Genomic DNA, 14,138 nt, shown 5'->3' on the forward strand with positions numbered 1-14,138 from the left:
GATTAAAAGGAGCAGACTAAGTCTGCTCCTTTTTTATATTCAGCTTTGCCTCATTATCAGTTCATCAATCGGTATTTCAGAAAAAGCCCTGTACCGCATAACCTTTTCATGAAAGGAAAGAAAATGCGTCACATCATTAGGAACAGCTGCACAGTGCATTCCTGCCCGGACAGCAGCAATTGATCCATTTACAGAATCTTCGATCGCCAGACTTTCTTCCGGTTCAACGCCCATTTCTTCAAGTGCCTTTATGTAAAGAGCCGGATTGGGCTTTACCTTTTCTACATCCTCTTTTGTTTTGACCGTTTGAAAATGATCCTCTATTCCAAAATGTTTTAAATAATGCTTAACCCACTCTCTGCCTGAGGAGGATGCAACTCCAAGTTTAAGGCCTTTTTCACTGCATTTGCCTATCAGCTCCTGAATCCCATCTCTCAAAATTAAAATATCCCTTTGGCTCTGGAATGCTCTTTCCGTTTTTTCCTGTAAAGATTTGCGATTAACCTTTAGACCTAACTTATCATCTATATAATCAAAAAGAATATCATCTGTTGTGCCAATACCCTTCGCAAAATCCTCCAGCCCAAGGTCAAATTTGTAATCTTCCATCAGGATTTGTTTAAAGACCTTATACCATAAAGATTCTGTGTCTACAATCGTCCCATCAAAATCAAATATTACAGCCTTTATCATTTTGTCACCTCCTCCGAATTCTCTCCTTACATTAGACGCTATTTTCCTGGTAAAGTTACTTCTGCCCCTAGGCGCGTAACTTAATTTCTCGGCTTTTCAAGTATTCTTTTTGTAAGCTTTCGAATAACCTCAGGCAAAATTTCAAAAGTATATGGTTTATAAACACGTTCTGTCCATTTGTGTCCAGCCTTCCCATAGACTCCAAGGTTAATTACAGGTATATTTAAGTCTCTCATCGCCTTTAATGGAATGGGAAAAAGGCTTTTCAAGGCAGGAAAATTTTTTTTAAGAGATTGGATATCCTCGTCAGAGCCGTCAAAAGATAAAAAGCTTCCGTCCGATAAGTAAGGGAAATATTTGCGGACTTTGAATGTCTCGCCTGTATTCTTTGTCTCCTCAGCAAGCACTTCTTCCAGACATTTTTTCAAATACTTGCCTCTTTCTGCAGCCACATCAATCGTGTTGGCAGGAAGAAATGGGGTACCATAAAATAAAATCACTCTTGGTTTCTTCTCAGGGTCTGATTGGTGGAGAGCTTCTACAATATCAAAAGCAATCATTCTGGCATCTGTTTCAATATGGGAGCTTTTATTTTTTGCTTCTTCCATCACACTCACTGTATCGATGCCCTTTTCTTCAAGGTAGACAAGAAAGTCATCTAAAGCCGTCACTTCTGTTCCCCAGTCCAGCTGTCTTTCCGGCAGCTTATTAACAGTCCGAAAATCCTTATATGCCCCTTTCAGGCGGTGTTCTACAGCAATGGCCGCATCTTCTGCAATCATTCTCAGTTCTTTTGAAAGCTGCTTCAGAGGCTTCTCATAGAAAAAGTAATTGAAATAAACCCTGCATCCTACTGCTGTCTGAACGTCATAGCGTTTTTTATCATCCCGCATATATAAACAGCTGGGTGGAAGCACCAGTTCTCCTTCCAGCTTTTCAGTCAGCTGAAAATTCTGACTGATACGCGCAGTCAGCTCCGCAGCAATTAATGTAGGGTCAATTCCCGCAAGACTTTCACCTGCGTGAGTCTCCCTTCCGAAAATGGAGAAACACGGCAATATTTTGCCAGCTGTACCCGTATAGATATACTTAGTGTTATCTCCATCATATAATGGTGAGATAAAGTCATTATTAATGGCAGCCATATACTCCAAGCCCATTTCTTCTTTCAGTCTCAGCAGTTCGGAAAGTGCTGCTCTGCTTCCTTTATGCTCCCCCTCCTCATCAGCATTGAACATAACAAGCAAATTTCCATCCAATTCACCGGGATTTTCCGAGAAAAACAGGAGATTGGCCAGGTGGACAGCAATGCCGCTCTGCATATCCAATGCCCCTCTTCCAAAAAGCCACTCATTGGACTGGGCATCTTCCTTCAGTTCCGGATCAGAATCATATTGTTCAAAAAACGCCTTAAGCTTATCGGGATCATGGGCCATGTCCTGAATCGGACCAAAATCCTCTGTTCCAACCGTGTCCAGATGGGCCAGATATATAATGGTCTTTTTGGTCTCCTTACCCTTGAGTAAGGCGAAAACATTCTTTCTGCCCAGTTCATCTCCGGGGATTGCCTGGGTCCATACTAAATGATTATTAGCCTTAAAAGATGGATACGAACAAATTACTTCCTTTAGATAGTCAGCTTTATGCCCCTCTCCATCTGAATGGTTATAGCTCTCCATCTGCACAAGGGCCTTTGTTAAATATTCGGCCTGCTGACTCAGGTTCATTGTTTTAAGATTTGCATACATAGGCCAACCCCATTTCGTTATCGTTTGACACTAGTGTATAAGCATACTCTATTGATAATCAACACATTTTTATATTGCGGAAAGGAAATCTCGCAAAAGAAATAGTGCTGCTTTTTTCTGTGTATTAGGATGAAACAGATAAGATAAAGAATAATAACAGTAAGGTCTTGAAATTTATATCAAAAACGAATATTATATTATTTGTGCTTTTTAAATGTTCGTATTTATCATTAACACATATAACCTGAAAGAAGTTATAGTTTATGGGGGACTTTTTATGTTCAAATTAAAAGAAAATCAAACAAACGTTAAGACCGAGGTCTTGGCAGGCATCACAACGTTCTTAACTATGGTTTATATTGTGGTGGTAAACCCTGTTATTTTATCTGATGCAGGTGTACCTTTTGAGCAAGTCTTTTCCGCAACCATAATTGCGACTGTCATAGGTACTCTATGGATGGCGCTATTCGCCAATTATCCAATTGCCATCGCCCCGGGAATGGGCCTGAACGCCTATTTTGCCTACTCTGTTGTCGGCACTCATGGAAATATTGATTACATGACCGCATTCTCGGCTGTATTTATTGCCGGTATTATCTTCATTATATTGTCACTTACCCCTTTCCGGGAAAAGCTGATCATAGCAATACCGGATAACTTAAAGCACGGAATTACTGCGGGAATCGGTTTATTTATTGCCTTTATCGGCTTGCGGTTAACCGGGCTGATTACAAGCCATCCAACAAATCTTGTTGCACTGGGAGACCTGCATTCTCCTCAATCTATTCTTGCCCTTGTCGGCCTTGCAGTAACTTTAATTCTTATGACGCTTGGGATAAATGGGGCTTTATTTTTCGGCATGATTATCACTGCCCTTATAGCCTTCTTTACAGGACAGCTTTCTTTTGACCAGGGGTTTGTTTCACTGCCTTCGCTTCCCGATGGAATCATCATTTTAAATCCATTTGAAGCAATTGGTGATGTGATGCAGCACAGTTTATACGCTGTTGTTTTCTCCTTCCTGCTTGTAACGATTTTTGATACGACTGGAACGATGATCGGCGTTGCCCAGCAGGCCGGATTAATGAAAGGCAAAACGATGCCGAGAGCACGTGAGGCCCTTTTGTCTGATTCCATCGCTACTTCTGTAGGTGCTATGTTTGGTACAAGTCCGACTTCTGCATATATCGAATCTTCTACTGGTGTGTCAGTGGGAGGAAGAACAGGATTAACAACCTTGACTGTTGCAGGTTTGTTCCTGCTGTCAGCTTTCTTCGGGCCTCTTGTCAGTGCGGTATCAGGTCTTGCTGCCATTACTGCACCTGCACTGATTATCGTTGGAAGCCTGATGATGGGCAGTATTTCTCACATTAAATGGAATGAACTGGATGAAGCATTTCCTGCATTCCTGATTATCTTAAGCATGCCTCTTACATCCAGCATTGCAACAGGAATCGCCCTAGGATTTATTGCTTATCCGCTTATGAAAGTGGTAAAAGGGAAATGGAGAGAAGTTCATCCCCTTGTTTACTTATTCGCAGTATTATTCTTTTATCAGCTGGCGTTCCTGCCGCACTAAACTGACCTTATAAATTAGCTTGTCCAATCCGGACAAGCTTTTTTTGCATTAAACTGCTTCTATTTCATCGCTTACCATTCATATTCTATAGATATATATAGAATGGACAGGTCAGGGAGGTGGGTAAATGATCGAAAAGCTACTGGTAACTTTAATAGGAAGTTTATTATTAGGCATTGGCATTAACGGCTTCCTTGTACCCCACCATTTACTTGACGGCGGCATTATCGGCATAGGGCTGATCCTCCATTATTATTATGAACTTCCCACTGGATTGAGCATGATTGTCTTAAGCATTCCTTTATATGGACTTGCCTGGTTTTTTGAGAGGAAATACTTCTTCTATAGCCTCCACGGCCTTTTGATTTCATCCTTCATTATTGATTTACTATCGGCTTTGCGGGGGCAATTTGAGCTTTCCGTATTGCCCAGCGCCATTTTAGGCGGATGTCTGGTCGGTTTTGGGATAGGCCTGATGCTCCGTTACGAAACCAGCACAGGGGGCACAGACCTTCTTGCACAGCTGATGACCAAGCTTCTTCCTATTAACATTGGCGCTTTAATATTCGCAATTGATGGCCTGGTCATTTTAAGCGGATTAAAAATAGTCGGCATGGAAAAATTCCTTTATTCATTTATTACCATAACTTTTGTTGGTGCTATGACATCCTTGACAGTTATTCAAAGGAGCGTCAAATGAAAAAAATCGACAGGTGCCAGGCACCTGTCGATTTTTCTTTATGCTTCTGCTTCTATTTTTTCATTCATATTGTTATAAAGGTTTCCATCCATTTCACCGGTGATTCGGCTCGTTAAGATACCGGAAGTCATGGAGCCGCTGACATTAAGGGCTGTACGTCCCATGTCGATTAGCGGTTCAATGGATATCAGTAAGCCTGCCAGCGCAATTGGCAGGTCAAGGGCTGATAAGACCAGGATCGCTGCGAACGTCGCACCGCCGCCGACCCCTGCCACACCAAAGGAGCTGATCGCCACAATGAGAATGAGTGTAAAGATAAATCCTGGTGATAGAGGGTTAATGCCCACAGTTGGAGCAATCATTACAGCCAGCATTGCCGGATAAATTCCCGCACATCCATTTTGGCCGATGGAAAGGCCGAATGATCCTGCAAAGTTAGCAATTCCTTCAGGAACACCTAGAGACTTTTGCGTTTTAATATTCAATGGCAATGCACCGGCACTTGTTCTTGACGTAAAGGCAAAGGTCAAAACCGGGAATGCTTTTTTCAAATAAGTGATTGGATTTAATCCGCTTAATGTTAAAAGAATCAGGTGAATCAGGAACATAATGGCAAGTGCCACATAAGAAGCAATTACAAATTTACCTAAATTTAAAATAGAGTTAAAGTCACTCATGGCAACTGTTTTCGTCATAATTGCCAATACCCCGTATGGTGTTAATCGTAATATAATCGTAACCACACGCATGATAATCGCGTAGAAAGCATCCACAATTTTTGCAAAGAGTTCAGCCTGCTCTGGTGATTTTCTTCTCACACCTAGAAAAGCAATTCCTAAAAAGGCTGCAAAAATAACAACCGAGATCGTAGATGTTGGTCTTGCACCAGTAAAATCAAGGAACGGATTGGCCGGAAGCAAATCAAGCATTTGCTGCGGGAAGGTTCTTCCTTCAATGCCCTGATATGTTTCTTCAAGCTGCTGACCACGGGCAGCCTCAGCATCGCCTTCGCTGATTTGGACTGCCTCCAAGTCAAAACCTACTGCAGTTGCAATTCCGACAGCAGCCGCAACTGCGGTCGTGCCTACCAGCAGACCGAGAATAAGCACACTTATTCTTCCAATATTATTCGTTAATTTAAGCTTAGTAAAAGCACCTAAAATCGAAATGAAGACAAGCGGCATGACGATCATTTGCAGGAACTTGACATAACCTCCGCCAACTAAATTAAACCAGTCTGCAGATTTGGCAATGACCTCAGCACCCGATCCATATATCAGCTGAAGCGCGAAACCAAATAGGATTCCTAAACCAAGCGCTGTAAACACACGCTTTGAAAATGAAACATGCTTCTTTTGCATGAAAAATAATACGCCTAAAAGCAGAAGCATAATGATGATATTTAAAATTATAAGTCCTGTACTCATCGGACCAGATCCTCCCCAAAAGATATTATATAATGACTTACTATAATTCATGTATTCCTATGAGTCAAGTCGGAATTAAAATTTAAATTTTCTTATTATATATGCTATTTCGATGTGGATGTTCCAGTTTTACGCAAATTAGCGGCAAAAACCCGACAGTATTATATAATGCCAGGTTGGTTGTAAGTATATTTTTGTTTAATTATTTTTTAGAGATAGTTCCTTTGTCTTTTCAAAACATTGATCCATTGCACTCATCACCGCTGCACGGAATCCTTTTCTCTCCAGTTCGGCAACAGCTTCTATTGTTGCACCTCCCGGAGTACAAACCTCATCCTTTAATTCCGCGGGATGCATCCCTGTTTCCAGCACCATTCTCGCTGCCCCCAATATAGCCTGTGCTGCAAGCTCATAAGACTGGTCACGGGGCAGTCCTGCTTTTACGCCGCCATCTGCCAAGGCTTCAATAAACATATAAGCATAAGCGGGAGAAGAACCACTGATAGCTGGAATGGCATCCATCTTCTTTTCTTCCATAACAGCTGCTCTTCCAAAACAAGAAAAGATCCTGATTACATCTTTCATCTCCTCATGAGATAATGCTTCATTCGCTGCAAGAACACTCATGCCTTCTCCAACTAAAGAAGGAGTATTCGGCATGGAGCGGACTGCTTTTATTTTTCTATCAAATAACTTTTCCAGGAAGGAAAGACTTATGCCCGCCGCAATTGTTATGATAATTGCGTGGGAGTGAATACTATCTTTAATTTCCTCAATAACCTCAGCATGTGCATCAGGCTTAATTGCAAGAAACAGGATATCTGCTTCCTCCGCTGCTTCCCTATTAGATAAACGTGTTTGTATATCCCATCTGCTTTTAACGTCAGCAAGCGTCTTCTCCGTTTTCGCTGATGCAATAATCTGCCTTGCATTCACCAGATCAGATTTTATAATACCCCCGATTATCGCCTGAGCCATTTTTCCGCATCCGATAAATCCGATATTTTTATTCATTCATGTACACATCCTGTTCTTTATTCCTTTTGCTATTATACTGCAGGTATGGTTATGAAAAAATAGCAAAGGGTAAAAACATAGGACACGAAGCTGCAGCACTAATAATACTTAATGGAGAGATTGACTATGAAGGAAATAATACAATATGCCCCGCTTCCAGAAAGCTTTTACCAAAAGCCGACCCTTCTGCTGGCTGAAGCACTTCTGGGCTGCTTATTGATCAAAGAAACGGAAGAAGGAATTGCCTCGGGCTATATTGTTGAGACAGAAGCTTATATGGGCCCGGAGGACAGAGCAGCACACAGTTTTGGGAACAGGCGAACCAAAAGGACAGAAGTCATGTTCAATGAACCCGGTTTTGTCTATACTTATGTGATGCATACCCATTGCCTCGTTAATGTGGTGAGCGGTCCAAAGGAAAAACCGGAGGCTGTTTTGATCAGAGGGGTTGAACCTGTCGACGGACTTGAGTTAATGAAGCAAAGACGCAAGATGGAAGACCTGAGAAATCTCACCAACGGACCTGGTAAATTAACTAAAGCTCTCGGTATTACAATAGATGATTATGGACGACATTTTACCAGCCCTCCTCTAATGATTGCTAAAGGAATCCCTCCCGGAGAAATCAAACAGGGACCGCGAATCGGGATTGATAACTCCGGAGAAGCACGGGATTATCCCTGGAGATTCTGGAGTGCTGAAAGTCCCTATGTTTCACGGAACAGAAAATAACAGCAACTGCCGGAAAACCTTTTCAGACACATGAGGTTTTCCGGCTTTTTTAATTTGTCTTAGCCGTATACCCTGATGACCAAAGGATTACATTGTTTCTCCACGGACTGGAAATAATAGGAATAAATGTACATTCAGAGAAGAGGTGAATGGAATGAATGCTCTTTATGCTTTTTTGTGGATATTCGCTCTATGGAAGTGGGGTGACTGGAGAAATTGGAAAATATATTACCCCACCATGCTTTTTTTCATATTAGGGGACTTTTTATATTTATATCTGCTCTCAGATATCTACCCGATGTGGACTTATGACCCGCAGGGAATCGATGAGAAAGCGAATCTTACAAACACCCATGTCAGTTTATCCATTATCGCTGTAAAGTATCCTGCCACCATTTTAATCTATTTGTATAGATTCCCTGCAGGCAACCTTATTAAAAAACTGCTCTATATCTCTGGCTGGGTCCTTCTCTATACGGTTAATGAGATTGTTGACATCAAATTAAAATTGATAAAGTATGATAATGGATGGAATTTAAAATGGTCGATTCTTTTCAATGCTGTTATGTTTATTATCCTCTGGGTGCATTTCAAGCGGCCAGCTGCAGCATGGGGGCTGTCCATTCTTTTCTTCATCTTCCTATGGAGACAGTTCGATGTACCATCAACAGTTTTTAGATAAGTGTCTAATTTCAATACAATTTGTCGATAAAAAAACAAGCAATTTTACTGGACATTTTTGATTAAAGCGTTTATTTTACTATAAAAAGGCAATATTCTATGTATAAGTTTCAATAAATTGGAATGGGATGGTGTTACGGATGGCAAACAAGAAAAATGTTAAATCTCCCGGCAAAGATCTCAATATTGGTGCAAATGTTTCATTAAACGGCCTGGTAACAGCCGTTTTTGATAATATGGTCCATGTCCAGATTGGCGCTAAGATAGTAACAGTTCATGTTAAAGACCTGTATTCAGGATTAAATAATCCATTATTGAATAAACAGCAGGCTTAGTATCCACCATCTCAAATTATACTTCAGAAGGGGCAGCTCGTAAGCTGCCCCTTCTGTTTTTTAGACCGGCTGAACCTGCTTATGCTTCACCGCATCATGTGCATAATCTCCAAGCACTTGATATGCCTTCCAATCAGATCTGTCTAATAATGACACAGCTTCTGCAGATGCCTTAACAATCACAGCCTCTTTTGACACTTTGCTGATGATTTCAATTCCCTCTGGCAGCTCTGTTTGCTCAGCATTACCAAATACAACCCAGATCTGCTGTTCAACAACGTTCTCTTCCGATACTGCTTCCTCAAATGCTGAAGGAAAATCGGCTTTTCCTGCATGAATTAAATCTTCAATAATTGCACTTGCCGTTGGGAACATGCCTGCTCCTGGCCCCTGCAGGCTGATATTTCCGACAATATCTGCATCGATGGAAACGGCATTTTGCACGCCTTCTACTCTGTACAAAGGATGTGCTTCTCCTGTCAGGACCGGCTTTACTGTACAGCGGATAGAATCTTTTTCCTTCTGAATGGATGCTACATGCTTGAACTTCAGGCCCAGCGAATCAGCCAAAGTAATTTGCTCAATCGTAATATCAGTAATACCTTCTCTGACAGAGTATTCCTGTGCCGGCGCTTTCCCAAATACCAGCTCGCTTAGAACAACTGCTTTGTAAAAGGCGTCATATCCTTCGATATCATTTTTGGGATCGGCTTCTGCATAACCTTTTTCCTGAGCTATTCTCAGTGCTTCTTCAAATGATAAATTCTCCTCCCTCATACTTGTCAAAATGAAATTGGATGTGCCATTTAATATTCCTTCAATTCGTTCTATCCGGTTGGCATTCAGCAGCTGTTTGATGGTCTGAATGATGGGAATTCCGCCGCCGACAGTTGCTTCAAATCCCAGTGATACATTCTTTTCTTTTGCAAGCCTCGAAAGCTCACTTCCATGAAATGCAAACATTTCCTTATTGGCTGTAATGACATGGCATCCTCTCGATATTGCCTGGCGTAAATATGTATAGCCCGGTTCCCTGCCAACAATGGCATCAATTACGACATCAAGCTTTGGAAGCTCAATGATATCTTGAAAGTCATCTGTTAAAAGCACCTCATCATCAGGCAAAGTATGCTTATTCACATTTTTAACAAGGATGGCTGCGACCTTCACTTCTTTCCCTAATACCGCCTGTAGCCTTCCCTGATGTTTGCTGATCGTTTCATATACTCCTTTTCCAACTGTTCCAAACCCCAATAGCCCAATCGTTATCACTGACATCTCTCATTCCCCCTGGATACAATTTATCGTGCCTGCCGTAAAACAAAAAACCCCTTCCGTCCATTACAGACAAGAAGGGGTTTGAATTTACTATCCGTTCATTCCGCCTTCTTATCTTCGGAAAATGTATTCCTCTGAATTTGGCACCGTGCATAAATGCTGGTTGCCGAGGCTTCATAGGGTCAGTCCCTCCGCCTCTCTTGATAAGAAGTTTCTAAGTATTCAATTTATATGAATGATAAACATTTTTAAGGACTGCGTCAACCTTTTTTTTGATAAATTATTTTCTTCAAACGCTTTCACTTTCCCTGGTATCCGTTATGATTTCAAGAAAGTGCTTAAGAATCCTGGCTGTAAGCCCCCAGATGACCTTATCCTGAAAATAATAAAATACTTCTTCTGCTCTTCTTGTCTGCCAATTGTAATTTTCTCCTCCGGCAATCAAGTCAAAAGGAAAATTTTCTTCCGGCTCTACTTTAAAATTCACGTGATATGTTTCCGGCTTTACGTTTTTTAAAAATGAAAGAGGGACAGTAAAGATCTCTTCTACTTCATCAGGGTTCGGCACAATCTGCTCCGGGTTTTGGATTATGCCTGCATAAGGGTAAATAATCTGGCCAAAAGAAATCATGTAATCAAGCGGGGAAACATCTGTGATGCTGTCTTCATCCACACCGAGTTCCTCAGAGGTTTCACGGATGGCCGTATGCTCTTCATCCCTATCTTCCGGATCTATTCTTCCCCCGGGGAAACATACCTCCCCAGGCTGCCTTCTCATTTTTAATGAACGCACTTCAAAAAGGACATGAACCTCATTATTGATCTCAACCAGCGGAAGCAAAATAGCGAATTTCGAATATCGCTCACTCCCTAAAATGATGGGGGTTCTGTTCCTCAGCCTTTTAGCCAGTTTCTCAATCTCCATTTCTGCCCACCTCCAGCAGCAATACATTTCAGTTTTTATATCCTTATCATACTGTATTCTTTGCGTTTTATTAATATATACGGCTTGTCCCATATAAAGATTAAGGCCCATCTGCTGTATTAATGGTCCCTGCCCTTCAAAAGTAAAAGAAGGTTTCCCCGCCTGCAATTCAGGGAAAATAAAAAAATATCAAATGACAATGGGAGTGAAAAATATGCAGAAGAATATATTAATAGGCGGATACGATACACAGCAAGAGCTTAAAGAGGCCATTGAAGGCGCAGGGTCAAATGGGTATCAGAAGGAAAATCTTGTGATCGTCTCAAAGGATGGAGCAAACCTTGAAGCCTTTGCAGACAATTACGGAGTAAACTTGCGAATAGTCGGATCTCAGGAACTGGGCAATCAGCGTTTTCTTGATTCAGTTAAAGCTCTTTTCATGGGGGAAGACCCGGACACAAGTTCCGGAATTGATCCTGATAAAAAAGATGGTACACGGTTTGATGAACATGATCTGGATCAGTACGCAAGCATGGTTTTTGATGGAAAATATGTTTTAATCGCTGACTATTATGGGCAATATCCTGGGTCCCCTCAGGACAATCAGAGGATCAATGCTGAAAACTCTGAAGGATATTTGGAGAGTGCTTCAGCCCGGGAGGCTGTCCATGAATCGGATATCAAGACACTTGCAGATAAATCCGCAGGTACATGCTGTGTCAATGAGAATCATAATCGTGTTCAGACTTCAACTAATTCAGCGATAAAAATCAGCTCAGAATTAAATAGAGATGAGCAGCTTGCCAAGGAAAGGCTTAAATAGCATAACCCCCCTGAAAAGGGGGCTTTTTGCTGAAACAAAAAGAGAGGTTTCCCCTCTCTTACGCATATTTCTTGTTATCCTCTTCCCTTTTAAAGAAGCTCTTCATCGCATGGAATACATCTGCTTTTTGCTTAAGAATATAATATCGGAAATCTTCATTCTTAATATTTTTATAGGCGGACATCAGGGTCGAGTGGCGGTTATACTGGTTGACCTCACCGTATCCAAACATATTGGAGACCTTCATCAGTTCTTCCACCAGCTTGACACAGCGTGCATTATCAGAGGTTAGGTTATCACCGTCTGAGAAGTGGAAAGGGTAAATATTGTATTTGCGCGGGTCATACTTAGCATCAATCAATTCAAGCGCTTTTCGGTAGGCAGATGAACAAATCGTTCCTCCGCTTTCTCCTTTGGAAAAGAAATCTTCCTCTGAAACTACCTTTGCTTCAGTATGATGAGCAATAAATTCAATTTCGACAGTTTCATATTTGGTTCTCAGGAACCGCGTCATCCAGAAGAAAAAGCTTCTGGCCATATACTTTTCCCAGATCCCCATTGAGCCGCTCGTATCCATCATTGCAAGTACGACAGCCTTAGAATCAGGTTTTATTATCTCATTCCAGGTTTTAAACTTCAAATCTTCTTTATAAATCGGGTGGAATGCCGCCTTTCCCTTCATTGCATTGCGCTTGAATGCAGACATCATGGTCCTCTTCTTATCAATGTTACCCATTAATCCAGTCTTTCTAATATCATTAAATTCAATATCCTCAATAATATTTTCATCCTGCTCTTTTCTCTTTAAATTAGGCAATTCCAATTGTTTAAATAAAGCTTCTTCAATTTCCATCAATGAAACTTCTGCTTCAAAATAATCCTCGCCTGCCTGGTCGCCTGCCCCCTGCCCCTTTCCGGGTCCTTTCTGGCTGCCGGATCCGTCACGCGCCACTACATCTCCAATCTGGCTATCTCCATCGCCTTGGCCGACATGTTTGTTTTTATCATAGTTATAACGGATTTTGTATTCATCCAATGAGCGAATCGGTATCTTCACCACTTCACGCCCGTTCGACATTACAATGTTTTCTTCCGTTATTAAATCAGGCAAATTGTTGCGGATTGCTTCCTGGACTTTATCCTGATGACGCTGCTGGTCATCATAGCCTTTGCGATGGAGGGACCAATCTTCTTGGGAAATCACAAACTGATGGTTATTGACATTCGTCATGTTAACCCCTCCTTTTAAATTAAATCTCACACATTACAGCTTTCCAACATACAATATCGCGAGTGTCAAAAAAGATGAAACATCCCCAATTCAGCCGTCTGCCTTCTTTTCATAGACTCATTTTCCGGCAGTCATTCTGTTATTAATGAGCCAATATAAATAAGTGTTTATTACTCTATCATATGCGAGAAGACAAAATAATTTACAAATAATTTTGACAATAAGACGTTCGTAGTATCTTTTGGACAAGCCCATTTTTTAATATGGGATATTCCTAATTAAACAAAAATAAACCCCCGCGATTAGCGAAGGTTCTTGTCTTTGTCCTTATTCTGAATGGGATCCGGATATTTATTATAATCCTCTTTTAATTCTTTATTGGTCCGCAAATTTTCCATCTGCTTGCCCAGGTTTTCCATCTCTTCAATATTTTCGGCCATTGAGCTGTTTCTCGGTGTATAATCCTTATCTAATTCTTTCTTTTTCATGAATATCACCTCTGCTGTATTTATACCCGAAATTGTGCTTATCCAAACTTTATACTGAATCTGCAGAATAAATATGGCCAAACGTAAATAGGATGATACAAAGGGGGGATTTTATGAGCGAAATCCTTTGCTGCAGCTGGTGCGGTGAATTATCTTTGTATGAGCGGACCGTTTTTCTTGAAAACAAGCCAATCTGTCCTGAATGTCAGAACAAAAAGAAGGAACCAGCATTAAAAATAGAGAAAAATGGATGAAGAGGCTTTTTTGAAGCCTCTTTTTTATTTGGGTATTTTAGAAATCTATTATTTTGGTTCTTTGGCCATTTGGGGTTCAGACTCTCAGTCCTTTGCTGATGCGCCTTCGAATTATGCTGGTGTCCGGCTGCCTGCATTTTGGCCGGGCTTTTTCGAGCCTTCCCAATTCTTCGCCATCTTTCCATGACTGTGGACCATCAAAAAAAGGAGCCTGGCAGCTTTCCTGC

The 14,138-nt window shown here is 41.2% G+C and carries 15 protein-coding genes and 1 riboswitch; of the genes, 7 read left to right on the forward strand and 8 right to left on the reverse strand.

From position 1 onward, the window contains the following. Positions 1–39 precede the first annotated feature (39 nt). Together AC6CHU_RS25330 and AC6CHU_RS25335 are read right to left on the reverse strand one after the other, a co-directional pair. Positions 40–693, reverse strand: coding sequence for an HAD family hydrolase (locus AC6CHU_RS25330; RefSeq protein ID WP_498123106.1), 654 nt, complete (start codon positions 691–693; stop codon positions 40–42). An 80-nt stretch (positions 694–773) separates the two neighbouring features. Next, a complete protein-coding gene (locus AC6CHU_RS25335; RefSeq protein WP_251284777.1) occupies positions 774–2,441 on the reverse strand; it encodes a M20/M25/M40 family metallo-hydrolase in 1,668 nt (555 codons plus the stop codon). A 277-nt stretch (positions 2,442–2,718) separates the two neighbouring features. On the opposite strand from AC6CHU_RS25335, the gene AC6CHU_RS25340 reads away from it, so the two are divergent. Both AC6CHU_RS25340 and AC6CHU_RS25345 read left to right on the forward strand, forming a co-directional pair. Next, positions 2,719–4,020: an NCS2 family permease gene (locus AC6CHU_RS25340; protein WP_159871762.1), complete on the forward strand. Its 1,302-nt coding sequence runs from the start codon at positions 2,719–2,721 to the stop codon at positions 4,018–4,020. Positions 4,021–4,147: 127 nt separating this feature from the next. After that, positions 4,148–4,720, forward strand: coding sequence for a YitT family protein (locus AC6CHU_RS25345; RefSeq protein ID WP_251284776.1), 573 nt, complete (start codon positions 4,148–4,150; stop codon positions 4,718–4,720). 38 nt (positions 4,721–4,758) lie between these two features. On the opposite strand, the gene AC6CHU_RS25350 is transcribed toward AC6CHU_RS25345, so the two are convergent. Beyond that, positions 4,759–6,147: an L-cystine transporter gene (locus AC6CHU_RS25350; protein ID WP_498123108.1), complete on the reverse strand. Its 1,389-nt coding sequence runs from the start codon at positions 6,145–6,147 to the stop codon at positions 4,759–4,761. Between the two features lie 198 nt (positions 6,148–6,345). Continuing rightward, complete coding sequence (gene proC / locus AC6CHU_RS25355) at positions 6,346–7,161, reverse strand: pyrroline-5-carboxylate reductase (protein WP_251284775.1); 816 nt, start codon at positions 7,159–7,161, stop codon at positions 6,346–6,348. 129 nt (positions 7,162–7,290) lie between these two features. On the opposite strand from proC, the gene AC6CHU_RS25360 reads away from it, so the two are divergent. The 3 genes from AC6CHU_RS25360 (at position 7,291) to AC6CHU_RS25370 (ending at position 8,912) form a co-directional block, all read left to right on the forward strand. Continuing rightward, positions 7,291–7,896: a DNA-3-methyladenine glycosylase gene (locus AC6CHU_RS25360; protein WP_159871774.1), complete on the forward strand. Its 606-nt coding sequence runs from the start codon at positions 7,291–7,293 to the stop codon at positions 7,894–7,896. A gap of 154 nt (positions 7,897–8,050) precedes the next feature. Then, entirely contained in the window at positions 8,051–8,578 is a 528-nt protein-coding gene (locus AC6CHU_RS25365) for a CBO0543 family protein (protein ID WP_498123109.1), read from the forward strand. Positions 8,579–8,717: 139 nt separating this feature from the next. Then, positions 8,718–8,912, forward strand: coding sequence for a hypothetical protein (locus AC6CHU_RS25370; protein ID WP_159871780.1), 195 nt, complete (start codon positions 8,718–8,720; stop codon positions 8,910–8,912). 60 nt (positions 8,913–8,972) lie between these two features. Here the strand turns inward: AC6CHU_RS25370 and AC6CHU_RS25375 are convergent, their stop codons facing one another. Continuing rightward, positions 8,973–10,190: a homoserine dehydrogenase gene (locus AC6CHU_RS25375; protein ID WP_159871783.1), complete on the reverse strand. Its 1,218-nt coding sequence runs from the start codon at positions 10,188–10,190 to the stop codon at positions 8,973–8,975. A 108-nt stretch (positions 10,191–10,298) separates the two neighbouring features. Beyond that, positions 10,299–10,400, reverse strand: a riboswitch (SAM riboswitch). A 79-nt stretch (positions 10,401–10,479) separates the two neighbouring features. After that, positions 10,480–11,115 (reverse strand): NUDIX hydrolase, encoded by a 636-nt coding sequence (locus AC6CHU_RS25380; RefSeq protein ID WP_159871786.1) that lies wholly within the window; start codon positions 11,113–11,115, stop codon positions 10,480–10,482. Between the two features lie 214 nt (positions 11,116–11,329). Here AC6CHU_RS25380 and AC6CHU_RS25385 point away from each other — a divergent pair, with 214 nt between their 5' ends. Beyond that, positions 11,330–11,938 (forward strand): general stress protein, encoded by a 609-nt coding sequence (locus tag AC6CHU_RS25385; protein ID WP_159871789.1) that lies wholly within the window; start codon positions 11,330–11,332, stop codon positions 11,936–11,938. Positions 11,939–11,996: 58 nt separating this feature from the next. On the opposite strand, the gene yhbH is transcribed toward AC6CHU_RS25385, so the two are convergent. Continuing rightward, positions 11,997–13,169 (reverse strand): sporulation protein YhbH, encoded by a 1,173-nt coding sequence (yhbH, locus tag AC6CHU_RS25390; RefSeq protein WP_159871792.1) that lies wholly within the window; start codon positions 13,167–13,169, stop codon positions 11,997–11,999. 302 nt (positions 13,170–13,471) lie between these two features. After that, positions 13,472–13,657, reverse strand: a complete 186-nt coding sequence (locus AC6CHU_RS25395) for a hypothetical protein (protein WP_159871795.1) — start codon at positions 13,655–13,657, stop codon at positions 13,472–13,474. 113 nt (positions 13,658–13,770) lie between these two features. Between AC6CHU_RS25395 and AC6CHU_RS25400 the strand changes: the two genes are divergently transcribed. Beyond that, positions 13,771–13,911 (forward strand): hypothetical protein, encoded by a 141-nt coding sequence (locus AC6CHU_RS25400; RefSeq protein WP_159871798.1) that lies wholly within the window; start codon positions 13,771–13,773, stop codon positions 13,909–13,911. The last annotated feature ends 227 nt before the right edge of the window (positions 13,912–14,138 follow it).

The organism is Cytobacillus sp. GQ23, from assembly GCF_059758675.1.

What these genes read in the sequence shown, in the direction of transcription:
- yhbH (WP_159871792.1), bottom strand. Translation starts at nt 13,169, where the DNA reads ATGACGAATGTCAATAACCATCAGTTTGTGATTTCCCAAGAAGATTGG.
- AC6CHU_RS25345 (WP_251284776.1), top strand. Translation starts at nt 4,148, where the DNA reads ATGATCGAAAAGCTACTGGTAACTTTAATAGGAAGTTTATTATTAGGC.
- AC6CHU_RS25350 (WP_498123108.1), bottom strand. Translation starts at nt 6,147, where the DNA reads ATGAGTACAGGACTTATAATTTTAAATATCATCATTATGCTTCTGCTT.
- AC6CHU_RS25395 (WP_159871795.1), bottom strand. Translation starts at nt 13,657, where the DNA reads ATGAAAAAGAAAGAATTAGATAAGGATTATACACCGAGAAACAGCTCA.
- AC6CHU_RS25370 (WP_159871780.1), top strand. Translation starts at nt 8,718, where the DNA reads ATGGCAAACAAGAAAAATGTTAAATCTCCCGGCAAAGATCTCAATATT.
- AC6CHU_RS25385 (WP_159871789.1), top strand. Translation starts at nt 11,330, where the DNA reads ATGCAGAAGAATATATTAATAGGCGGATACGATACACAGCAAGAGCTT.
- AC6CHU_RS25360 (WP_159871774.1), top strand. Translation starts at nt 7,291, where the DNA reads ATGAAGGAAATAATACAATATGCCCCGCTTCCAGAAAGCTTTTACCAA.
- AC6CHU_RS25335 (WP_251284777.1), bottom strand. Translation starts at nt 2,441, where the DNA reads ATGTATGCAAATCTTAAAACAATGAACCTGAGTCAGCAGGCCGAATAT.
- AC6CHU_RS25330 (WP_498123106.1), bottom strand. Translation starts at nt 693, where the DNA reads ATGATAAAGGCTGTAATATTTGATTTTGATGGGACGATTGTAGACACA.
- AC6CHU_RS25400 (WP_159871798.1), top strand. Translation starts at nt 13,771, where the DNA reads ATGAGCGAAATCCTTTGCTGCAGCTGGTGCGGTGAATTATCTTTGTAT.
- AC6CHU_RS25340 (WP_159871762.1), top strand. Translation starts at nt 2,719, where the DNA reads ATGTTCAAATTAAAAGAAAATCAAACAAACGTTAAGACCGAGGTCTTG.
- AC6CHU_RS25375 (WP_159871783.1), bottom strand. Translation starts at nt 10,190, where the DNA reads ATGTCAGTGATAACGATTGGGCTATTGGGGTTTGGAACAGTTGGAAAA.
- AC6CHU_RS25380 (WP_159871786.1), bottom strand. Translation starts at nt 11,115, where the DNA reads ATGGAGATTGAGAAACTGGCTAAAAGGCTGAGGAACAGAACCCCCATC.
- AC6CHU_RS25365 (WP_498123109.1), top strand. Translation starts at nt 8,051, where the DNA reads ATGAATGCTCTTTATGCTTTTTTGTGGATATTCGCTCTATGGAAGTGG.
- proC (WP_251284775.1), bottom strand. Translation starts at nt 7,161, where the DNA reads ATGAATAAAAATATCGGATTTATCGGATGCGGAAAAATGGCTCAGGCG.